This is a genomic window from Paraburkholderia graminis, from assembly GCF_003330785.1.
Taxonomy (GTDB): Bacteria; Pseudomonadota; Gammaproteobacteria; order Burkholderiales; family Burkholderiaceae; genus Paraburkholderia; species Paraburkholderia graminis.
In genome coordinates this window covers 2,386,882-2,408,537 of the sequence record NZ_CP024935.1, presented here as the reverse complement: position 1 = coordinate 2,408,537, position 21,656 = coordinate 2,386,882, and the positions used below count along the sequence as shown (strand labels likewise).

21 protein-coding genes and 1 tRNA gene are annotated in these 21,656 nt (G+C 62.2%); 9 read left to right on the top strand and 13 right to left on the bottom strand.

Translation table 11 applies throughout. The features are described from left to right. Positions 1-25 precede the first annotated feature (25 nt). Positions 26-101 (top strand) — tRNA-Lys (locus CUJ91_RS28885). 40 nt (positions 102-141) lie between these two features. On the opposite strand, the gene CUJ91_RS28880 is transcribed toward CUJ91_RS28885, so the two are convergent. The 9 genes from CUJ91_RS28880 to CUJ91_RS28845 form a co-directional block, all read right to left on the bottom strand. After that, positions 142-1,641, bottom strand: coding sequence for a sensor domain-containing diguanylate cyclase (locus CUJ91_RS28880; protein WP_029966954.1), 1,500 nt, complete (start codon positions 1,639-1,641; stop codon positions 142-144). Between the two features lie 243 nt (positions 1,642-1,884). After that, positions 1,885-2,154 carry a hypothetical protein gene (locus CUJ91_RS34050; RefSeq protein ID WP_006047178.1) on the bottom strand — a complete coding sequence of 90 codons (270 nt, stop codon included), beginning with the start codon at positions 2,152-2,154 and terminating at the stop codon, positions 1,885-1,887. Between the two features lie 82 nt (positions 2,155-2,236). After that, the gene (xylB, locus tag CUJ91_RS28875) at positions 2,237-3,697 is read right to left on the bottom strand and encodes a xylulokinase (RefSeq protein WP_053859903.1); all 1,461 of its coding nucleotides are present in this window, start codon (positions 3,695-3,697) and stop codon (positions 2,237-2,239) included. A gap of 49 nt (positions 3,698-3,746) precedes the next feature. Further along, positions 3,747-4,649, bottom strand: coding sequence for an AraC family transcriptional regulator (locus tag CUJ91_RS28870; RefSeq protein WP_114157749.1), 903 nt, complete (start codon positions 4,647-4,649; stop codon positions 3,747-3,749). Between the two features lie 44 nt (positions 4,650-4,693). Then, positions 4,694-5,869, bottom strand: coding sequence for an ABC transporter ATP-binding protein (locus tag CUJ91_RS28865; protein WP_006047175.1), 1,176 nt, complete (start codon positions 5,867-5,869; stop codon positions 4,694-4,696). Positions 5,870-5,872: 3 nt separating this feature from the next. Then, positions 5,873-6,907 (bottom strand): NAD(P)-dependent alcohol dehydrogenase, encoded by a 1,035-nt coding sequence (locus tag CUJ91_RS28860; protein ID WP_114157748.1) that lies wholly within the window; start codon positions 6,905-6,907, stop codon positions 5,873-5,875. Between the two features lie 10 nt (positions 6,908-6,917). Then, complete coding sequence (locus tag CUJ91_RS28855; protein ID WP_053859907.1) at positions 6,918-7,730, bottom strand: carbohydrate ABC transporter permease; 813 nt, start codon at positions 7,728-7,730, stop codon at positions 6,918-6,920. Then, complete coding sequence (locus CUJ91_RS28850; protein WP_006047172.1) at positions 7,718-8,596, bottom strand: carbohydrate ABC transporter permease; 879 nt, start codon at positions 8,594-8,596, stop codon at positions 7,718-7,720. Before CUJ91_RS28850 ends, CUJ91_RS28855 begins: the two co-directional genes overlap by 13 nt. A 28-nt stretch (positions 8,597-8,624) precedes the next feature. Continuing rightward, complete coding sequence (locus tag CUJ91_RS28845) at positions 8,625-9,899, bottom strand: ABC transporter substrate-binding protein (RefSeq protein WP_114157747.1); 1,275 nt, start codon at positions 9,897-9,899, stop codon at positions 8,625-8,627. Between the two features lie 350 nt (positions 9,900-10,249). Here CUJ91_RS28845 and CUJ91_RS28840 point away from each other — a divergent pair, with 350 nt between their 5' ends. Continuing rightward, a complete protein-coding gene (locus CUJ91_RS28840; protein ID WP_114157746.1) occupies positions 10,250-10,648 on the top strand; it encodes a BON domain-containing protein in 399 nt (132 codons plus the stop codon). A gap of 19 nt (positions 10,649-10,667) precedes the next feature. Here CUJ91_RS28840 and CUJ91_RS28835 read toward each other — a convergent pair whose 3' ends face one another. Next, positions 10,668-11,612: a LysR family transcriptional regulator gene (locus CUJ91_RS28835; protein WP_107706969.1), complete on the bottom strand. Its 945-nt coding sequence runs from the start codon at positions 11,610-11,612 to the stop codon at positions 10,668-10,670. A gap of 162 nt (positions 11,613-11,774) precedes the next feature. Here CUJ91_RS28835 and CUJ91_RS28830 point away from each other — a divergent pair, with 162 nt between their 5' ends. The 5 genes from CUJ91_RS28830 to CUJ91_RS28810 all read left to right on the top strand — a co-directional run bounded on the left by CUJ91_RS28830 (position 11,775) and on the right by CUJ91_RS28810 (position 17,451). Beyond that, positions 11,775-13,064 carry an MFS transporter gene (locus tag CUJ91_RS28830; RefSeq protein ID WP_114157745.1) on the top strand — a complete coding sequence of 430 codons (1,290 nt, stop codon included), beginning with the start codon at positions 11,775-11,777 and terminating at the stop codon, positions 13,062-13,064. 118 nt (positions 13,065-13,182) lie between these two features. Next, complete coding sequence (locus tag CUJ91_RS28825; RefSeq protein WP_114157744.1) at positions 13,183-14,691, top strand: M81 family metallopeptidase; 1,509 nt, start codon at positions 13,183-13,185, stop codon at positions 14,689-14,691. Positions 14,692-14,930: 239 nt separating this feature from the next. Continuing rightward, positions 14,931-15,266, top strand: a complete 336-nt coding sequence (locus tag CUJ91_RS28820; RefSeq protein ID WP_006047166.1) for a DUF4148 domain-containing protein — start codon at positions 14,931-14,933, stop codon at positions 15,264-15,266. Between the two features lie 69 nt (positions 15,267-15,335). After that, entirely contained in the window at positions 15,336-16,115 is a 780-nt protein-coding gene (locus CUJ91_RS28815) for an alpha/beta fold hydrolase (RefSeq protein ID WP_114157743.1), read from the top strand. Positions 16,116-16,410: 295 nt separating this feature from the next. Continuing rightward, positions 16,411-17,451 carry an ATP-binding protein gene (locus tag CUJ91_RS28810; RefSeq protein ID WP_114157742.1) on the top strand — a complete coding sequence of 347 codons (1,041 nt, stop codon included), beginning with the start codon at positions 16,411-16,413 and terminating at the stop codon, positions 17,449-17,451. Positions 17,452-17,547: 96 nt separating this feature from the next. On the opposite strand, the gene CUJ91_RS28805 is transcribed toward CUJ91_RS28810, so the two are convergent. From CUJ91_RS28805 to CUJ91_RS28795, 3 genes are all read right to left on the bottom strand, one after another. Beyond that, entirely contained in the window at positions 17,548-18,819 is a 1,272-nt protein-coding gene (locus CUJ91_RS28805; protein ID WP_114157741.1) for an epoxide hydrolase family protein, read from the bottom strand. Positions 18,820-18,898: 79 nt separating this feature from the next. Continuing rightward, complete coding sequence (locus CUJ91_RS28800; RefSeq protein WP_114157740.1) at positions 18,899-19,204, bottom strand: hypothetical protein; 306 nt, start codon at positions 19,202-19,204, stop codon at positions 18,899-18,901. 30 nt (positions 19,205-19,234) lie between these two features. Then, a complete protein-coding gene (locus CUJ91_RS28795; RefSeq protein WP_114157739.1) occupies positions 19,235-19,492 on the bottom strand; it encodes a DUF4148 domain-containing protein in 258 nt (85 codons plus the stop codon). A gap of 421 nt (positions 19,493-19,913) precedes the next feature. Between CUJ91_RS28795 and CUJ91_RS28790 the strand changes: the two genes are divergently transcribed. Then, positions 19,914-20,945 carry an alpha/beta fold hydrolase gene (locus CUJ91_RS28790; protein WP_053859916.1) on the top strand — a complete coding sequence of 344 codons (1,032 nt, stop codon included), beginning with the start codon at positions 19,914-19,916 and terminating at the stop codon, positions 20,943-20,945. A gap of 44 nt (positions 20,946-20,989) precedes the next feature. Continuing rightward, positions 20,990-21,499 carry a cytochrome P460 family protein gene (locus CUJ91_RS28785; protein ID WP_053860799.1) on the top strand — a complete coding sequence of 170 codons (510 nt, stop codon included), beginning with the start codon at positions 20,990-20,992 and terminating at the stop codon, positions 21,497-21,499. The last annotated feature ends 157 nt before the right edge of the window (positions 21,500-21,656 follow it).

Genomic DNA, 21,656 nt, shown 5'->3' with positions numbered 1-21,656 from the left:
CGCGGCGAACGGGCGTGTTGAGAGTGGGTCGTTAGCTCAGCTGGTAGAGCAGCGGACTTTTAATCCGTTGGTCGGCGGTTCGAATCCGCCACGGCCTACCAATCTTTTTGCATGGCGTCCAAAGAAGCCGCACCCCGCACCTTACTCCGAGCAACTAGCAACACGATTACGCCCGGTCGCCTTCGCGTTATAGAGCGCTTCATCGGCCGCCTTGATGACCGTTGTCACATCGGCGTCGTGGTCGGGCGACCAGCTTGCGGACCCGATACTCGCGGTCACGCGTCCATATTCGCTGCCTGCATGCTCGATAGCGAGTTCGTTGATCGCCGAGCGGATTTTCTCCGCGATAACGGACGCCCCTTGCGGCGGAGTATCCGGCAGAACGACAATGAACTCTTCGCCGCCATAGCGGGCCGCAGTGTCGGCCGGCCGCCGGATGTTATCGCCGATGCAGCGCGCGACCGCGGCCAGCGCATCATCGCCGGCCTGATGGCCGTACGTGTCGTTGTAGGCCTTGAAGCGGTCGATATCCACAAAGAGCAGCGAGAACACGCTGTGTGTGCGCCTCGCGCGGCGCCACTCCTGTTCGAGAATCTCCCCAAGCGTGCGCCGGTTGTGCAAACCGGTGAGGCTGTCCGTTCGGGCAAGCAACTGCAGCTCCGATTCGGCGCGCAGCCGACGCTGCAGTTGTGTGCCCAACACGAACGACAGCGCGACGAATCCCACAGCGAACGCGCTCATCAGCGAGCCGATTGTGAGTGCCCGCCGATGCCACGCCGCGTAGATGTCCGGCTCCGCTTCGGCCACCATGATGATCAACGGCAGGTGCGGGAAGTTGCGGAAGTAGTAGAGCCGACGCACGCCGTCTATCGACGACGTGTCGGAAAAGCTGCCTTCCTCGGCGGTCATGAACTGCCTGAAAGTGCTGGCCTTGCTGATGTCGCGTCCGATCACCTTCGGATCGTAAGGGTGCCGCATGATCATGAGACCATTGCGCGCGATCAGCGAAATGGCGCCGTGCTGTCCGAGCGACAATCCGCCGAACAGGTCGTGAAAATATTGAAGGTTGATCGCCATCAGCGCGATGCCGGCGAACGAACCATCCGGGTTCGATATGCGGCGGCTCAACGCGATGCTGGGCGCACCATTGCGCAGACGCGAATGAAACGGTGCGCTGACGTACAGGCCGGCGTTGGGGTTGTCGCGCTGCACGACGAAGTAATCGCGGTCGGCAAAGTTGCCGGTGCGCGGCGCGTCGTTCCCCGCGTCGATGATGATCTTGCCCGACGCATCGAACACGAGCATCGAGCCGAGATTTTTTGCGGCGGTGGCGCCGTCGAACAGGATCTGGTTTCGCAGACGGGGCGGCAAGGCCATCACGTCCCGGTTGCCGAGCCCGTCAACCACCGACTGAAGCGAAAGCCCGTACAACTCGAAATTGCGCTCGATGTCACGCTCCGCGATCAGTGCGACGTTGCGCGATGTCTCGCGCGCCCGATCGAGCGCGTCCTGCCGGCTCTGGTACAGCGAAGCGGCGCATAGCGACACCATCACGATGGCGATGAAGAAGCCGCCATAAAAAACGGCACGCGGTCCAAGGTGCCATGCAGCGATGTTTTTGTTGTTACGCAGCGACAGCATGTTCACCTCGTTATTGTTGGGCTCTGGCGCTGACCCGGGAGACGAAAAACAGTGGACCGGTGAATGCCGAACATCGATGCGATTTCCTTGATGCCGGGTTTGCCCTGGTCGGTGAGCCGATCTATTGACTCGGGTCGCGCAGGGGAGAGCGCCGGTTTTACATGTGGGTTCCCCCGCATTCTAGCGGAGCGGTGTGCGACACCCATGCAATGCCGATATCGCCGAAAAAACGCGCCCGGCTAGTTAGCCGTTAAAGTCGGCCGTTGGAATGTCGTTAATGCGGGCATGGATTCCGAACTCCCCTTCATAACCGATGACCTGCTGCACGAACTGTGCGTAGCGATGGCCGCTTTCGACGCGATCGGAAGAGCGAACCCCGCTGACGACGCGGTGCGGCAGTGTGCGGAGCTTCGCGAGGAGGCCGCGATGCTTCTCGCGGCGTTCGGTGACAGGAGTCTTTAGCCGTGGCCCGCGTTGGGGCCACAGTGTGGTGTTGGCAGGAACCCTTGCCATGTGGAATACCGCAGCCGCGCCTTGGTCATTGAAGCGCGGCTGCGTTGACAAAACATTGAGCGAGTTGGAACGTAACGAATCCCTATCGGGAGAACTCGTCCTTAAGCGCCGCATAGATCCTGCGATACCGCGCAAGCCGCTCTTCGATTAAGCCTCGTTGCGCCGCGTCAGGCGCGCACACTTCGATCGTCGCCGGCGATGTACACACCTGCGCGACGCTCTCCTTCGTCACGGCCAGACGCGCAAGCCGCGCGGCGCCCAACGCTCCGCCGACATCGCCGCCCTGGTGACGGCGCATGGCAACGCCCGTAGCGGTTGCACAAAGCTGGGCCCAGAAGCGGCTACGCGAGCCGCCGCCGATGAACGACGCGGTGTCCAGCGTGGTCCCCGCGCCCTGTAGCGCCGCATAACCGTCGGCCATCGCGAAGGCCACGCCTTCCATCACGCTGTACGCGAGGTCGGCGTTCGTGTGAGCGCCGGTGAGTCCCCAGAACACGCCCTTCGCGTTCGCGTCGTTGTGAGGCGTGCGCTCGCCGCTCAGATACGGCAGGAACAGCGGTGCGCTGCGTACATCGGCGGTTTCGGCCGAGGCCGCAAGCTCGGCGACGTCGGTCTTCAGCACGCCGGACAACCATGAGAGACTCGAAGCCGCCGACAAGATCACGCTCATCTGATGCCAGCGGTCCGGCAAGCAATGGCAGAACGCGTGTACCGCCTGCGTGGGATTCGGCGCAAAGCGGTCGGTGCCCGCAAACAGCACGCCCGATGTACCCAACGACAAAAACGCGCTACCGGCTTCGGCGACGCCCATGCCGATCGCACTCGCCGCGTTGTCGCCCGCACCGCCGCACAGCAGCACCGGGTTCGCAATGCCCCATTCGCGCCGCAACGTATCGTTTAACTGTGCCGCTGCGTCGCTGCCCTCGACGAGCCTCGGCATGTGTTCACGCGAAAGCCCGGTGGCGTGAAGCATTCTGTCCGACCAGTCGCGCTTCGCCACGTCGAGCCATAGCGTGCCCGACGCATCCGACATGTCCGAGACGAACTCTCCCGTGAGCCGCCACGCGAGATAGTCTTTCGGCAACAGCACCTTGTGCGCTGCGCGGAACACGGCCGGCTCGTACTTGGACAGCCACAGAAGCTTCGGCGCGGTGAAGCCCGGCATGGCGAGGTTGCCGGTGATCGAACGCGATTCGGGCACCAGCGCTTCGAGTTCGACGCATTCGGCAGCCGCGCGCGTGTCGTTCCAGAGAATCGCTGGACGCAGCACCTGGCCCGCGCGATCGAGCAGCGTCGCGCCATGCATCTGGCCGGACAAGCCAATGCCGCGCAGCGCCGCGAAGCCCGCCGGATTCGACGCCCGCACCTGCGCGATGGCATCGAGCGTGGCATGCCACCACGACTGCGGGCTCTGTTCGGACCAGTGAGGATGGAGTTTTTCGACTTCAAGCCGTGCGCTGCCGGTGGCAAGCGTTTGCGATTCGTCGTCGGTGAGCAGTACCTTGACCTCGGATGTCCCAAGGTCGATTCCAAGGAAAGTCAAGAGTGTCGTCCCGGTTGTGGCGGCCGTCGTGTGTTGCCGAGGCAAGACGTCAGGCCGCGATCATGTGTTCGTTGATGTGTTCGTTTACGTGTTCGTTCAGTTGATGCAGCGCGCGAAACTTCGACGGCGGCATCCCCTTCGTCGAAAGAAACTGGCGATTGAAATTCGACAGGTTGTTAAAGCCGACGCGATAGCAGATGTCCGTCACGCTGAGCGTCGAACACATCAGCAGTTCGCACGCCTCGTTGATGCGCAAACGGTTCAGGTACTGCACGAACGTACATCCCGTATGACGGCGGAAAAAGCGAGTGAATGTACTCACGCTCATGCCGGCGAGTTCCGCAACGTCGGCCTCGCGCAAAGTGCCCGGAAGATTCTGCTGAATGTACGACAGCACCTGGTTGATCGTGGACTGCATGTAGCGATGCGCGTTGACGTCGTAGGCGGGCCCTGCGAGCAAGGTGCGCTCGTTGCACGACGACAACCTGTCGAAGATCGACATCAATAGTTCGACGCGGCGGCAGCCGTGCGACGCGGCGAGTTCCATCATCATCGGCGCGATGGCGAGACCCACGGCATCGGGAAACTGGATGCCGCGCGCGGCGTCGTCGACGAGACTGACAATGGGGTGCAATTCATTGAACGCGGCCGCCATGCGTTCGATCGCATCGCGCGAAAACTGCAGCACAACATCACGCGAGGGCACCGTTTGGCGCTCGCCGATTTCGCTAATCCAGTTGTGCGGCAGATTCGGCCCGGTGATCACGAGATTGCCTGGCGCAAAGTCGCCGATAAAGTCGCCAACAAAGAACTTGCCCGACGACGCGCGTATGACGTGAATCTCGTACTCCGGATGAAAGTGCCACTTCGCCACCGTGTGCGGATAGTCATGCACCCAGGCGCGGAACGACTCGTCGCGCCGCGTGTGCACCAGTTCGAGGTCCGGATTCATCGCGCTTCTCCTTGGCGGCTGTCTCGGGGCCGCGTCTTATTGCGTCAATGTACAGCCGCTCCTTGCACGCCCGTGGTCCGATGCAGCGGATCAACCGGCGATGTCGCTCTCATGTGAGCAACGGGCAAGGACACATTCTGCTCCGTCTGCGCGTCGAAAACGTGCAGGTCGGCTAGTTTGAACTGAAACGTTACCACGCTATCCAGCGCCGGCAATTCACTTGCCGGCACAAGAGCCGCGAGGCGTTCGCCGGCGAATTCGAGCGTGACGAGCGCCTCCGCGCCCAGCAGTTCGATCAGTTCCACTTTGCCGCGCAGCTTGAGCATCGCGATGTCGTCGTCCGCGGAGGCGACCTTCAGATAGTTCGGCCTGATCGCGAGCTTCACCGCCTGGCCCGACTGCAACTTCGCAAAGCGCGGCCCGGCAAGCGTCCAGCGCTGACCTTGTACCTGAACGAAACAGGTGTCGCCGGTGCGTTCAATGGTCCCGGACATGAAGTTCATCGCGGGTGTGCCGATGAAGCCCGCGGCGAACAGCGTATGTGGGAAATGGTAGAGGTCGGACGGTGTGCCCGCCTGCTCGATACGTCCGCCTCGCATCAGGATCACGCGGTCGGCGAGCGTCATCGCTTCGAGCTGGTCGTGCGTCACATACACCGTTGTGGTCTTCAGCCGCTGATGCAAGCGCTTGATGTCGCCGCGCAACTGCGCACGCAGTTTCGCGTCGAGATTGGACAGCGGCTCGTCGAATAAAAACACTTCAGGCGTCTTGATCATGGCCCGCGCGATGGCGGCGCGCTGCTGCTGACCACCCGACATCGCGCGTGGCTTGCGATCGAGCAAGGCGTCGAGATTCAGCATCGCGGCGACTTCGCGCACGCGGCGGTCGATCTCCGCAGCCGGAACTTTCAGCCGCCGCAAGCCGAACGCGACGTTCTCGTACACGGTCATGTGCGGATACAGCGCGTAGTTCTGGAACACCATCGCGACGTTGCGCTCGCGCGCCGGCAGATCGTTCACGACCTTGTCGCCGATCGCAAGGTCGCCGCCGCTGATACCTTCAAGGCCCGCGATCATGCGCAGCATTGTGGACTTGCCGCAGCCGGATGGCCCGAGCAGCACGACGAACTCGCCGTCGTCGATTTCCATATCGAGCGGATGCAGCACCGGCGGTCCGCCGTCATAACGCTTGGTGAGGCCTTTGCAAACGATCTTCGCCATGACTCAGTCCATCTCTATCTGGATCTTCACATCGTGCGGGCGCGCTGCCGCCGCTTCCTCGAATGCCTTCAGGCCGTCGGCGAAAGCGAACTTGCGCGAGATGAACGGCTTCACGTCGATCATGCCCGAGCTGATCAATGCAAGCGCACGCGGAAACACATTCGCGTAACGGAACACCGATTCAAGGCGCGCCTCCTTCGCCTGCATCGCGACGACATCGAGCGGCACGCGGTCCACCGGCATGCCGACGAGCACCGCACAGCCGCCAGGGCACAGCAGATCGAACAGGTCGTCGTAGACGCGCGCGTTGCCGCTCGCTTCGAATGCCACGTCGGCGCCCCAGTTTGTGGTGACTTCGCGAACCACATCGGCGAGCCGCTGCTCGCGTACATCGACGGTCGTCACCGCGGGATTGCCGGCGAACAGCGCGAGCTTTTCCTTGATGACGTCGGCGAGAATCACGCGCGACGCGCCGCCTGCGAGCGCGGCGAGCGCGGTCATCGCGCCGATCGTCCCCGCGCCGATGACCACGGCGACATCGCCCGGTTTCATCGAAGCCTTCTTCGCGGCCTGCAGGCCGATCGAGAGCGGCTCGACAATCGCGCCTTCCGCGAAAGACACATTGTCGGGCAGGCGAAACGTGAAAGCGGCCGGATGCACGACATACGGCGTCAGACAGCCGTGAATGGGCGGCGTGGCCCAGAAGCGCACGGCGGGGTCGAGGTTGTACAGGCCGCGCATAGTGGCGGGCGAGTCGAATTGCGGAACGCCCGGTTCCATGCAGACGCGGTCGCCGACATGCAGATGCGTCACCTCGCTGCCGGTTTCGACCACCGTGCCGGATGCTTCGTGGCCGAGGACCATCGGCGCGTCGACCTTGAACGGTCCGATACGTCCGTGCGTGTAGTAATGCACGTCGCTTCCGCACACGCCCACCGTATGAATCTTGATCTTGACGTCGCGCGGACCGACTTCGAGCGGCAGGTCGATATCGCGCAGCGCGAGTTGCCGTGCTTCTTCGAGTACGAGGGCTTTCAAAAGAGTCTCCTTACTTGCCTTTGAGCATTGAGTTCAACAGCCGGCCGAGTACGCCGACAAAAATAATCGGAGGCAGCGCGAGCAGCACCGTCGACGCGTTGATCACGCCCCACGGCACTTCCTGTCCGAGCGATGTGAACGCGGATGCGACGACCGGCAGCGTCGCGCTTCTCGACGACGTGAGGGCGAGCGCGATCATCAGTTCGTTCCACACCAGCACGAAGCTGAACACGATGCCGCCCATCAACGTGGTCGCGCTGATCGGCAAGGCGATCCGCCAGAACACCGCGTAGGGGCCGTAGCCGTCGAGCGTGGCGGCCTCTTCCACTTCGCGCGGCAGACGCTGGAAGACGGGAATGGACAGCCATGTGATGGTCGATAGCGTGACGAGCAGATACGTGACCACCATCGACAACTTCGTGTCGTACAGACCGAGGTCGACCCAGATAGCGATCAGCGGAATCGCGACCGCCACCGGCGGCAGGAATCGCAGCGACAGCAGAAAGAACTGGATGTCGCGCTTTCCCGGTACGTGATAGCGAGCGATGACATACGCGGCCGGTACGCCGAGCAGCGCGCCGAGCATGACGGCAAAGCCCACGATAGACAGGCTATTGCCGAGTCCGATCAGCACCTCGGGACTCGACACGACTTGCCGGTAGTTCTCGAGCGTCGGCGAGAAGATAAAGCGCGGCGTCGGCGTGACGATATCGAGCAGGCTCTTCAACGAATTGAGGAAAGCCCACAACACCGGAAAGACGGCAACGAGCGCGAGCGCCACGCCGAACGACCACGCGGCGCTGCGCGAAATCAGTCTTCCCATTTGTTCACCCGCTTCCAGATGAAAGTGAAGATGAGCGTGGTCGCGACCATCATCAGAACGGCCATACTCGATGCATACGAGACCTTGCCCGACAAGCCGATGCCTTGCGAATACGCATACATGTCCAGCGTTTCCGTGGTGATGCCGGGGCCGCCCTTGGTCATCACATAGACCAGATCGAACGAGCGCAGCGATTCGACCATCTTGATGAACACGAGGCTCATGATCGGCACCTTCAGCATCGGCAGCGCGATGTACGCATAGACCTGCCAGGTGCGCGCATAGTCGAGCCGCGCAGCTTCTAGCGGCTCGGGCGGCAACGTCTCGAGCAGTTTCAATACGACCACGGCGAAAAACAGTCCCCATTGCCAGATATCGACAAGCGCCACCGCATACAACGCAAGATGCGGATCGGACAGAAACGCGGTGTTCTCGACGCCCAGCAAACCGAGAAACCAGCTAAGAATGCCGGTCAGCGGCGAATACATGAACTTCCAGATGAAGGCCGCCGACACGCGCGGCAAAAGCACCGGCACGATCAGCAACAGCGAAATCACGGCGCGCATGCGGCCATGCACCTGCTCGAACAGATAGATGGCGATCACCACGCCCACCACGACCGCGCCGAGCACGGTGACGATTTCCCAGATCGCCGACACTTCGATGGCGTTGACAAAGCGCCTGTCCGAAAACAGGCGCGCGAAATTGCGCAGCCACACGTAGTCGCTATCGGCATAGCGCAGCACGCGGTTCTTCAACGCGAGATTGATGGCTGCGATGGTGGGAACGAGACCGAGGACCGCCATCACGGCAAGAGGCGGTCCAAGGAACACGAACGGAAGGCTGGTTTTGCCCCGATTGAACATTGACGTCTCCAACAGCGTGGCGTCGGCGTTACTTCTTCGCGCCGTGTTGCATCGCGTCCTCGGCATACTGAACGGCGTCGTTGAGGCTTGCCTGAGCGTCCGGTTGCGTGCCCGTGAATACTTCTTCGAGCGCGATGCCCAGGTTGTCGCCGATGTCCGGCCATTGCGGACTCGACCAGATCGTGACCTTCGTCACCGGATTCGTGTCGTTCAGTCCGGCGAGGATCTGCGGCTTCACATGCTTCTGGAAGTAATCGCTTTTGATCGTGCTCGTGCGGTTGTAGTCGCTAAAGACGTTCTCGCGCAGGCGCGCCTGCTCCTGGTCCTTGCCCGTCGCCCACGCGATGAACTTGCCGGCCGCCTGGCGCGTGCATTCGTCTTTTGCGCCGACAGACGAAATCGCGAGACCGTGGCCATAGGCAGCGGAGGGCAACGGTGCGGGCGGCCTGACGTAGCCGACCTTGTCGGCCACGCTGGATTTCGTGGGGTCTTCCATCCAGTCGGCGAACGGCGTCGATTCGATCATGAAGGCGACCTTGCCGGAGCGGAACGCTTCGAGCGCATTGCTCCAGTCGTAGGTCGCCGCGCCCGGAGGCGCATATTTGAAGAGATCGCGATAGAGCAGCGTGGCTTTCACCGCGGCCGGCGAATTGAAGTCCGGCGCCTGGTTCTTGCCGGTCCATGTGCCGCCCTCGGCGAGCATGAAGGGCGCCCAGCGCCACACGTTCATGCCCGAGCCGCGTTGACCGCGTGCGACCCAGCCGTACATGTTCGGCGGTGCATTGAGCTTCTTGATGGCCGCGACGAGTTCGTCGAGCGTCTTCGGCACGGGTATATGCGCTTTCTCGAGAAGGTCGCGCCGGTAAAACAGAAAGTCGCCGCCGCCGATGAGCGGAGCGAAATACGCGACGTTCTTATAGCTTGCCACCGCGCGGCGGCCGGGCAGAAAGTCGTCGTAGTCGGCGTCTTTCGGGTAGTACTTGAGAAGCGGCACGACCCAGCCCGCCGATGCGAACTCGGCGACGTTCGCCTCGTCGATGTAGTAGATCTGGTAGGAACCGGCACCCGTCGACGCGTCGAGCCGCGATTTCGAACGACGGTCGTTCTCGCCGAAGTAATTGATTTCAATCCGGGTGCCGCTGCGCTTCTGATAATCGGGCAGCGACTTCTCCATGACCGTGAGGCCCAGGCTCTTTTGCGCGAGCACCTTGAGCACGGGAACGTTGCAGGTCTGGGCCGCCGCCAGCAGGGGAAAGCCTGCGCCCAGCACGGTGCAGGCCGTCAACAATCGAATCGCTTTCATGCTCGTCTCCGCATTTTGGAATGTTCTTGTCATCGCCATACGGGCGCTGCGGTTGGCAGCAGAGCAGACGTACGGTGACGAGAACTGTAGTAGTCGCGGTCGAGTGCGGGCCACTGCAAAAGGTCGAAGGCGCTGATACTTTTTGCTCGCGCGTTGGATGCGGCGCACAAAATGTGTCAGTGATGGCGGCGCGCGCGTGCCAGTATCTGGGCGATACGTTCCGATACGTCGCCGACACACACCAGATACATTCCGCGCTTCTAATGTCTATACGGCGCAAGCGTAGCCAGTTGCAGTGATCGTTCTAAAAAACCAAAACGTTGTTCTCTCCAACCTCAAAAGGATCAATCATGAAACTTCGACATCTCGTTGTGAGCAGCGGCCTCGCGTTAGCTGCAGCAGCATTCGCATACACGCCGGCATTCGCCGCGGACGCCGCAGCAGCGGCATCGGGCAGCAGCGTGTCCGCCAGCAGCGTGTCTCCCAGCAACCCGGCGCCGAGCAAGAAATCAGTTCGGGCAGCTAATCGTACATTTTCGAAGACAGTCCAGAAAGCCCTGTTCCGGACCAAGGGTCTTGAAGACACAACCATCGCCGTGTTCGGCAATGCAAAGACGGGTCATGTGACGCTGGCCGGACAGATCGAGAGCGACGATCAGGAGGGTCTGGCAGTGGACGCCGCGAAGAAAGTACAAGGCGTGACCTCGGTCAGCAGCAAACTGACGCTGCGCGAGCAAGGCGGAGGCTGAACGAACACAGCCTTTGGATTCAGCGTATGGGTTTCCGGCGCGCCGGCCGTTTCACCGGCGCGAACATCGGCATGCGTTCCTCGATCCATTTCAATAGTTCCAGCGGCCCGGCGGCAAGCGGCCGGTCCGCTTTGACCAGCACTCTCGCCTGCGCGCTCTCGAATAGCGGATGAGCGATCGCAACCGTGGTGAGTTCCTCACTTCCGAGTTCGCGGTACGCGGCAAATTCTCCGACCAGCGTCATGAAGTTTTCCGCGGTGACGAAGCGCTTTAGCGCGCTCAACGAGTTCGTGACGAGCGTTGGGCGGATCGACACGTTCGCGGCCACCTGCGCCATCGAAACGACATGGCCGATGCCGAACGTGGACGGCATCAGCGCAAGCGGATACGCCTGCAAGTCATCGAGACTCGCCGGGCCGCCCCGTTTCGCTAATGGATGGTCCTTTCTGAGTAACAGCACGACCGGCTGCGCCGAACTCGCGCGATACGCGATGCGCGCGTGCGGCGGCGGGTTATACGCGAGCCCGATATGAGCGCGATTCTCCGCGACCTCGTCGAGCAACGCGTCGACGGCCAGCATGGTCATGCTGACTTCGAGACCGGGATAGCGCGTGCAGAACGGCGCCAGCACATCGTCCACAAAGATATCGACAAACCCTTCGCTGACGGCCAGTTGAATCTGCCCGGTGCGCAGACCTTTTAGCGCGTGCAACTGGTCTTCGAGCTTTTCCTGTTGCGAGCGATAGCCGCGCCAGAATTCGAGCAGATGCATCGCGGCTTCGGTCGGCTTCACGCCGCGCGCCTGTCGCTCGAACAGCACGGCGCCGAGTTCGTCTTCGAGCAATTTGATCTGCCGCGTAATGACCGACGGCGACGTGTTGATGTGCTCGGCCGCGCCGCGAACGGTGCCATGAGTCAGCACTTCATGGAAATAGCGTAGACGCTGCTGGTTGATTTCTCGCATTTCACCGCTCCTAACGCCGCATTGGCGTTTTCATGGCGATCGCCGTTGCGTTGCTTAAGAGGCAACGATACGTGAACTTAGTTGCTCTTGCTAGCCGACTTTTGCGCTGCCACCATCGACTCAACCCCTGCGACGGGTCCAGTGAGACATTCGGAGACAACCATGTCAGCAATTCATCCATCGGCCGCCGGCGATCCCGCCGCCGCGCTGTACAGCAAGCTCAACTGGCGGCTTCTGCCGTTTCTGGTGACCTGCTACATGTTTGCGTATCTGGATCGCGTGAACGTCGGCTTCGCGAAATTGCAGATGCAGACCGACCTCGGTTTCTCCGACGCCGCGTATGGCGTGGGCGCGGGCATTTTCTTCATCGGCTACGTGTTGTTCGAATTGCCGAGCAACCTGATGCTGCCGAAGGTCGGCGCGCGCAAGACCTTCAGCCGCATTCTGGTGCTGTGGGGCATCACATCCGCGTGCATGCTGTTCGTGCGCAGCGTGCCCGCGTTTTACGCGATGCGCTTTCTGCTCGGCGTATTCGAAGCGGGCTTTGCGCCGGGCATGATCTATTACCTGTCGTGCTGGTATGGACCGGCGCGCATGGCGCGAGCCATTGCGCTCGTGTTCGTCGCGGGACCGCTGGGCGGCATTGTCGGCGGCCCGGTGTCGGCGTGGCTGATGACGAATCTCGCCGGCGTCGGCGGCCTCGCGGGCTGGCAGTGGATGTTTCTCGTCGAAGGCTTGCCGTGCATCGTGCTTGGCCTGCTGACGCTGCGCGTGATCTCCGATCGGCCCGCCGAAGCACGCTGGCTCAACGACCGTGAAAGAGCCTTGCTCGACGGCGAAACCGCGCCGACCCAGCATCGCGCGGATTCGTTCAAGGCGGTGCTGAAAAGTCCGCGCGTGTATGTGCTCGCGCTGGCTTACTTCAGCGTCATTTTTCCGATCTACGCGATCAGTTTCTGGCTGCCGACGCTGCTCAAGGAGCAGGGCGTGAAAGACACGCTGCGGCTAGGCTGGTACACGGCAATTCCTTATGTGGCTGCGGCCGTCTGCATGTATCTCGCCGGCCGCAGTTCCGACCGGCTCGGCGAGCGACGCTATCACTTCGCGATTCCCGCACTGGGCGCCGCGGTCTTCCTGATCGCAGCGATCCTTGCCGACGGCAATCTGCCGCTCACGCTTGTCGCGCTGACGCTCAGCACCGCTTGCCTGTGGATGGCCTACACGGTGTTCTGGGCGATCCCGTCGCAACTCGTCGAAGGAACGGCCGCGGCGGGCGGGATCGCGCTCATCAATACGGTCGGATTGACGGGCGGTTTCTGGGGCCCGGCAGTAGTCGGCTGGACGAAGGCGGGTACCGGCAGCATGCATGCGGGACTCTTCGTCATGGCTTGCGCGGCCGCGCTGGCCGCCGTTCTCATCCTCAAGGGCAAGCTGACGCTCAAGCAGGAATAGCTGCTTCGAAGCTGCGTTCGCTCAGATCTCTGACGACATGACAAATAGGCATCCGAATTAATTCGTGAATGCGCCCGAGTGCGTTCGCGCACGAGTCAAACATAGCAAGGTGACTTCAATGAAAATCCTGATCGCCGGTTTCCAGCACGAAACCAATACCTTTGCGCCGACCAAGGCGTCGTACGAGAGTTTCGTTCAAGGCGAGGGATTCCCGCCGATGGTGCGCGGCGCCAGCGTGCTCAATCTGCGCGACGTCAACGTGCCGATCGGCGGTTTCATCAAGGTCATGGAAGCGAATGGCCGCGAGTTGAAGCCGGTGATCTGGGCCGGCGCGAGCGCGTCGGCGCATGTCACCACCGACGCCTTCGAGCGCATCGGCGGCGAGATTATCGCGGCGGTCGAACAAGGCGGCTTCGATGCGATCTATCTCGACCTGCACGGCGCGATGGTGACCGAGCAACACGACGATGGCGAGGGCGAGTTGCTCGAGCGCGTGCGGCGGATCGTCGGCGAGCGGATGCCGGTGGTCGTGTCGCTCGATCTGCATGCGAACGTCACCGCGCGCATGTTCGCTCACGCGAGCGCGCTCGTCGCGTATCGCACGTATCCGCACGTCGACATGGCGGAAACCGGCGACCGCGCCGCGCGCATTCTCGAAGACCTGATGCGCGAGCGGCGGCCGTTGCATCGCGCGGTGCGCCGCGTTCCTTTCCTGATTCCCGTGAACGGCATGTGCACGCTCGTCGAGCCCGCGAACGACATGTATCGCATGCTCGCCGAGCTGGAGAAACGGCCGGTAGTCTCGGTGTCGTTCGCGCCGGGTTTCCCGGCGGCGGATTTTCCCGAGTGCGGCCCGACGATCTGGGCCTATTCGTTCGACGAAGAAGCAGCCGCGCAAGCCGCCGATGCCTTGTTCGCGAAGATCGTCGGCGAAGAAGCGCGCTGGGACGTGCCCTTTCTCTCGCCCGATGAAGCCGCGCTCGAGGCGATCCGCCTGAGCGCGTCCGCAACGCGCCCGGTCATCATCGCGGATACGCAGGACAACCCCGGCGTGGGCGGCGATTCGAACACCATGGGCATGGTGCGTGCGCTGTTGCGCCACGGTGCGACCGATGCGGCCGTGGGCGTGATCTGGGACGCGCAAGCCGCGGCGGCGGCGCATCGTGCGGGTGTCGGCGCGAAGATTGCGCTGCGGCTCGGCGGCGGTTCCGGTGTGGAAGGCGACTCGCCGCTCGAAGCCGAATTCGAAGTCGAGCACTTGTCGGACGGGCGCTTCCGCTTCGACGGCCCGATGCTGAACGGCATGGAAGGGGAATTGGGACCGGTCGCCTGCTTGCGGATAGAAGGCGTGCGCATTGCCGTGAGCTCCGTGAAGATGCAGATCTTCGATCGCAATCTGTTCCGCGTGGCGGGCATCGAGCCGGAGCAAATGAAGATTCTCGTCAACAAGAGTTCGGTGCATTTTCGCGCGGATTTCGAAGCGATCGCCGAGGCGATTCTCGTCGCCAAAGCGCCTGGCCCGATGGCCGCCGATCCGGCCGATCTGCCGTGGGAACATCTCGCCCCGGACATGCGCGTGCGGCCGCTCGGACCGTCGTTCAGCGAGTTGAATACGGTAGCCGGCTGATTCGATTCGCAGAGGTTTTTGTATCGCAGTGTATCCACGCCGTGTCGAGATAAACGCCGTTGCATTAAACGGCTTTGCGAAAACATTGCAGATACGTCGGCGGGGTTAAATGTCTACACGCAAGGTTGATTCGCAACACTGCGCCGGATTCGGGTGACACGCTAGTTCGCAGCTTCCTGCTGCCGCGTGTTTCAACCGAACCTTGACCTTTATATGCCGTCTTTATCTGGAGAAAGCTCATGAAACTCGTTCAATCCCTTCTCGTTGCAGCACTCGTTGCCGTTCCCGCCGTGTCGTTCGCTCAATCGACTCACGCATTGACGCGTGCCGATGTGCGCGCGGAACTCGTCCAGTTGCAGAAGGCCGGCTACAACCCGGCCAGCGACAACACGCAATATCCGAGCAACATCGAAGCGGCCGAAGCGCGCATTGCCGCCCAGAACGGCTCGGCATCCGCTGCATATGGCGGCGTCGAGCAAAGCCGTTCGGCGGCGGGTTCGCACTCGTCGGTGAACCACGTGTCGACTTCGCAGCAAGACGTGGTCGGTCTCGGCCCGATCTACGCGCATTCGTGATTCACGCGACGGCGCGCTTAACCGGGCGTAAAGCGCGCGTCGTCAACTCTCTCGTCGGAAGAAAAACAAATGACAAGACTTCTCAAGAAATTCGCCGGTGCCGCGCTGTTGCTCGGCGGCCTGTTTGCGCTGCAGGCTTCGCACGCCGCGCCGCCGCAGGATCTGAAGGGCAAGAACGTCGTGCTCGTGCACGGTGCGTTCGCCGACGGTTCCAGTTGGGACAAAGTGATTCCGCTACTCGAAGCGCGAGGGGCGCACGTGGTCGCCGTGCAAAATCCGCTGAGCTCGCTGGCCGACGACGTCGCTGCGACCAAACGCGTGATCGAGCAGCAGGACGGACCTGTGGTGCTGGTCGGCCATTCGTGGGCAGGCGTGGTCATCAGTGAAGCAGGCAACGAAGAGAAGGTCAAAAACCTCGTCTATGTCGCCGCGTTTGCGCCGGACAGCGGTCAGTCCATCGACGACATCACCAAAGGAAAGCCGGCGCCCGTGTGGGCCGGCGAGTTGCAGAAAGACTCGGCGGGCTATCTGACTCTGTCGACGAAAGCCGTACTCGAGGACTTCGCGCAGGACGTGCCTTTGCCGCAACGCCGTGTGATCGCGGCGACGCAAGGTCCGTGGGCCTCGGCCTGTATCGGCGAGAAGGTCACGAAAGCGGCGTGGCACGGCAAGCCGTCGTATTTCGTCGTGACCGGGCAGGACCGCATGATTGACCCGCATCTGCAACAGGCGATGGCGAAGAACATCGGCGCGCACGTCACGATGGCTAATGCAAGCCACGTCGTAATGGTCAGCCAGCCGAAGCTGGTCGCCGACACGATCATCGCGGCAGCGAAAGCGGCGCAATAGCAGCAGGCGGGCTTGCAGGCCGTGCACATACAAACGTCAGCTTAATGAGTTGTTCGGGCGCCCGCATGTCGGGGCGCCCGAACAACTCGTTGTCGTTACCGACGATGATCCCTTCCGTGCGGGCCGCCGCCAGCGGCCTCGCGCGCTCGGACACGGCTAACCGAAAGTACACCACCGCATGACGAGGGCAAACCTTAGTAGGGGGTAGACGACCCCATGTCTGATGGTGCGAACCCCGCCCCGCATGATCTTATTCTGCCAAGCCGTCCGACGTGGCGGTGCCAGGAGAACGAAGATGACCTTCATCCATTGGACCGTGTCGCGTGAAGCCTCGCCCAACTCCCTGCTGAAAATTCGAACTCGCGCGGCAAGACGTTTATTGCTCTGGACGGCTCGCGTGCTCGCCGTATTCATAGCGATAAGCATGCCCGCGGCCCATGCAGCGATGCTCTACGCACAGCCGTACCGCGCCGGCGGCTATCTGCTGCCGCTTCTCTGGCTGCTCGCAACGGGCTTCGCGCTGCTCGCGGCGGCCTTGGGCGTGCATGCTTACGAGCAACGTTCGAGCATCGCGCGGCTTGCCGCCGCGATCGAGCAACGCAGCAGCACGGGCACCTTGCCACAAAGTTTGCCGGAGTTCGGGCCGTCCACGGTCGCGCGGCTCGCGCGTGCGATCAACGGCGCGCAGCGCTGCGAGGCCGAACGCGTCGCCGAACTGCTCGACGTGCTGGCGGCCTATGCACACGATCTGCGCACGCCGCTGACGCGCATGGCCCTGCGCTGCGAGCGAGTCGACGAAGGAGAATTGCGCAGCGCAATAGAGCGTGACATCGCGGAGATGAACGAGCTGGTCGAAGCGAGTCTCGCCTGCGCGCGGATGCAATGCTGCGCCGGCGCGCCGCTGCGGCGCTTCGATGCGGACGGACTGCTCGGCGCGCTCGTCGATAACTATAAGGACATGGGCCGCTCGGTCGAACTCGAAGGCGAGGTCGGCCATCCTGTCGTGACCTGTCCGCACGCGCTGCGCCGGGTGCTCGTCAATCTGATCGACAACGGATTGCGCTATGGCAACGACGTGCGCCTGTGCGTGCGCGTCGATGCGCGTCGCGTGGTCGTCGCGATCGTCGATTCGGGGCCGGGCATTGTGCCGGCCGAAATGGAAGCGGTATTCGCGCCCTGGTATCGTGCGCCGCAGACGGCAGCGCGTGCGCCGGGATCGGGCCTGGGACTCGCGATCGCTCGGCGTCTGACGCTCGCGATGCAGGGCGAACTGCAACTGGAAAATCGCCATAGCGGCGGACTCGAAGCGAGATTGACGCTGCCTCTCGCGGCGTGAACTCGCACCGTTCCTTGGTGGCATGCAAACGTCACGGCGACCGCGCAATGTGCGCGCAATGCACGCGCAATGCAGTCGCCGTGACTCACGCGCCGCCTAACGCAGACTGCGGAACGCAGCGCGAACCTCAGTCGCGAAGAGTTGCGGCTGTTCCCACGCGGCGAAGTGGCCTCCTTTATCGACTTCGTTGAAATAGATCAGATTGTGATAGGCGCGCTCGGTCCAGCTACGCGGCGCCTGATAGATCTCTCCAGGAAAGACCGTCACCGCCGCAGGCAACGAGATATCGACCGCGTTGAAGTTGTTCGAATGATCTTCCCAGTAGATTTGTGCAGCGGACGTCGCGCTGTCGGTCAGCCAGTAGAGCGAGATGTCGTCGAGAATTTCATCGCGTGTGAGCGAGCGTTCCGGCACGCCGCCGCTATAGGTCCATTGCGAAATCTTGTCGTACATCCATGCGGCCTGGCCGACAGGCGAATCCGCGAGTGCGTAGCCGACGGTCTGCGGCCGCGTCACCATCATCTGCGCATAGCCGCAATTGTCGCGATAGAAAACATTCAGCGAGTCATACGCCGCTTTCTCTTTCGGCGACAGATTGGCGGGCGCGGGTTCTCCCAGCGTGAGCAGCGTCGCGATGTCCGGCGGCACGGTCGCCGGCATGTTGACGTGAATACCGATCAGCCCTTTCACCTTCTGCATCGCCATGCGGTGCGAGATCACCGATCCGCAATCGCCGCCTTGCGAAACGAAGCGCGTATAGCCGAGCCGCGCCATCAGTTCACCCCATGCGCGCGCGATGTGATCCGATCCCCAGCCGGTCTTCTTCGGCTGTTCGGAGAAGCCAAAGCCAGGCAGTGAGGGAACGACGACGTGAAACGCGTCGTCAGCGCTGCCGCCATACGCGGTCGGATCGGTGAGCGGCCCGATGGCCTTGATCAGCTCGAAGATCGAGCCAGGCCAGCCGTGCGTCATGATGAGCGGCAACGCATTTTTGTGGCGCGAACGTACGTGGATGAACTGGATATCGAGCCCGTCGATTTCAGTCATGAACATCGGCAGCGCGTTCAGTTTGGCTTCGCCTTTGCGCCAGTCGTAATCGGTGCCCCAGTACTTCGCGAGCGCCTGCATTCTGGCGAGCCGCACGCCTTGCGATTCGTCGGCGACGGTTTCCTTGCCAGGCCAGCGCGTGGCCGCGATGCGCCGGCGCAGATCGGCGAGGTCGGCTTCCGGCACGTTGACCTTGAACGGACGGATCTTGCTGTCGCCTGCGGCGGCGAACACCGAGCCGGGAATCAGCCCCATCGCGCCGACTGCAACGGAGGCGGCCAGCACGTGACGTCGAGCGGGAGAAAACGGTGTTGAAGACATATTTTTATTTCCTGACGCTATGAGAAACCGGCGCGCTCATCGCGGCGAGCCGGCAAGTTATCGATCAGTCGACTCGCGTTCAATGATGTGCATACGGCGCGATGGATGTATTCGATGCGTCCGATGCGTGCGGCGCCGAACGCGAGCCGGCCTGCGAAGTCGTGTCGTGCATGCCGCCGTACGATTGCGCGTCGATGTCCGCGTTCGCCATCAGAGAGGTTTGTTCGGCGCGAACGGTCTCGGCGCTCTGGCCGCGTTGCGACGACGGTGCGCCGATCAGCGGGTCGTAGTGGGGCGCGGGGCCGTAGCCGCTGCTGGCGAAAACCGGCGCGGCGATCGCGGCGCTGGTGGAAAGAACGGCGGCGATGACGAGACGCTTGATCATGATGAAACCTCCAAGATTGAATGGAAAAACTTAGCTACCCTGATAGATCTTGCTGAGTGCCGCGAGCTGGCCGTCCTTCTGGGCGCGCACCAGTTCCTGACGAACGTCGGCGCGCGTCTTCGCTGTCGTTGCGGGCTGAACCAGTGCCCACTGAGTTGCTTGCTGCGCGTCGTAGCTGCCGGCATTTGCGGTGGCGGAATTGACCGCCGGATTCGCTGCATAAGCGGAAACAGTCATTGCCGAAGCGGCGAAAGCAGTAAAGGCCAAAGCGATGATCGAAACTTTCATGTCGTTCTCCTGGAACAGTTCAAATGGAAAGCATCCGTACGGGCATCTGCGAGCCGCTATCGGCAGTGAGGCTTGCCGTGCTGCGTCGATCAGAGTCCGTCGTTGGAATGCATTAGAACCGGGAGAGGTATCTGGCTTGTGTCGTGGGAAGGGGCTATTGCAAGGCTGTGTATCGCTTTGGACTTCATACACATTGAGAAACAAATTTCTGCTTTCGCTTCTATTCAGCTTTTGCCGGATCGAATGCCATGTCCGTTTTGTATCCCAATGTATCTACACAACCGGGCGACACATAACGTTGCACTGGCGTGCGTCGTGGACATACGGCGGATACTTTGAAGGCGTCTAATACTTCCACGCCGGCCGGACTGGCAACGCGCAGGCTCTCGCAAGTTTTCATTCAAAAGAAAAGGAAATAGCCATGACTGAACAGATTAATAACCGGCGTCGCCGTCTGCTCGGTACGACCGTCGCGGGCATCAGCCTGATGGAACTTGGTTTGAGCGGACTCGCGCATGCGCAGTCCACTGGCGCGAAGGCGGGCGCGGGCGCGACCTCGTTCGAGAACCTTCGGCAGATCAACGCGGGCACGCTGAACATCGGTTATGCAGAAGCGGGTCCGCAAAACGGTCCCGTCGTGATCCTGTTGCACGGCTGGCCGTACGACATTTACAGCTACGTCGAAGTCGCGCCGCTGCTGGCCGCCGCCGGCTATCGGGTGATCGTGCCGTATCTGCGCGGCTACGGCTCGACGCGCATTCTCTCGGCAGATACGCCGCGTAACGGGCAGCAGGCCGTCATCGCTCTCGACATCATTAATCTGATGGACGCGCTGAAGATCGACAAGGCCATTTTCGGCGGCTTCGATTGGGGCGCGCGCACCGTCAACATCATTGCGGCGCTGTGGCCGGAACGCTGCAAGGCGATGGTCTCGGTGAGCGGTTATCTGATCGGCAGCCAGGAAGCCAACAAGGCGCCGTTGCCGCCGAAAGCGGAACTCGCGTGGTGGTATCAGTTCTACTTCGCGACCGAGCGCGGCGCAGCGGGCTACGACGCAAACCGTCACGACTTCAACAAGCTGATCTGGCATACCGCGTCGCCCAAATGGAATTTCGACGACGCGACGTTCGAGCGCTCGGCGGCTTCGTTCGTCAATCCGGATCACGTCGCGATCGTGATTCACAACTACCGCTGGCGTCTCGGACTCGCGCAGGGCGAACCGCAATACGACGACCTGGAAAAACGTCTCGCGAAGGGGCCGACTATCTCCGTGCCGACCATCACGATGGAAGGCGACGCCAACGGCGCGCCGCATCCCGAGCCGTCGGCATACGCGAAGAAGTTCACCGGCAAGTACGCGCATCGCAATGTCGGCGGCGGCACTGGGCATAACCTGCCGCAGGAAGCGCCGAAAGCCTTCGCCGACGCCGTCATCGACGTCGCCCGTTTTTAAGCGGACGAAGCGGACGAAGCGGAGACAGGCACATGACGATGCAGATGCGAAAAGTACGGACCGCATACGTTGCGCTGAGCGCGGCGCTTTTGCTCGGCGCAGTCGCGGAACACGCGCTGGCCGGGCCCGCGAAGTCGGCGCCGTCGCCGATCTACGGGGTGACGATTCCCGACGGCTACCGCAAGTGGCAGATGATCGCGCCGGCCGAAGAGGCCGCGCCGCTCGACGAGCTGCGCGTCGTGCTCGGCAACCCCGCGGCGATCAAGGCGATCGAGAACTCGACGCTGCCGTATCCCGACGGCACGATCCTCGTCAAGCTCGCATACAAGCGCAAGCAGTCGCCTGAGTTCGCGACCGCGACGATTCCCGGACCGCCCACCACGGTCCAGGTGATGGTGAAGGACTCGCGCCGTTATGCATCGACAGGCGGTTGGGGTTTCGGGCGCTTCGTCAACGGCCAGCCGGTCGATGCCGCACAACACCAGACCTGCTTCGCGTGTCACGCGGCGAAGGTCAAGGATCGCGACTACGTGTTCACGCGATTCGCGCCGTAAGCGCGGCGGCTCTCCCCACACTTCCGACCCAACGCCCGCTGTCTTTTTTAGCAACACATCGGCGATGGATTGCTTCAACGTGCAACAGCCCTTATCACGCTGACCTAGCGCGCGGATCGCTCCAGCTTTCCTCCTCTCCTTAGTCCGGCGCGTCTTG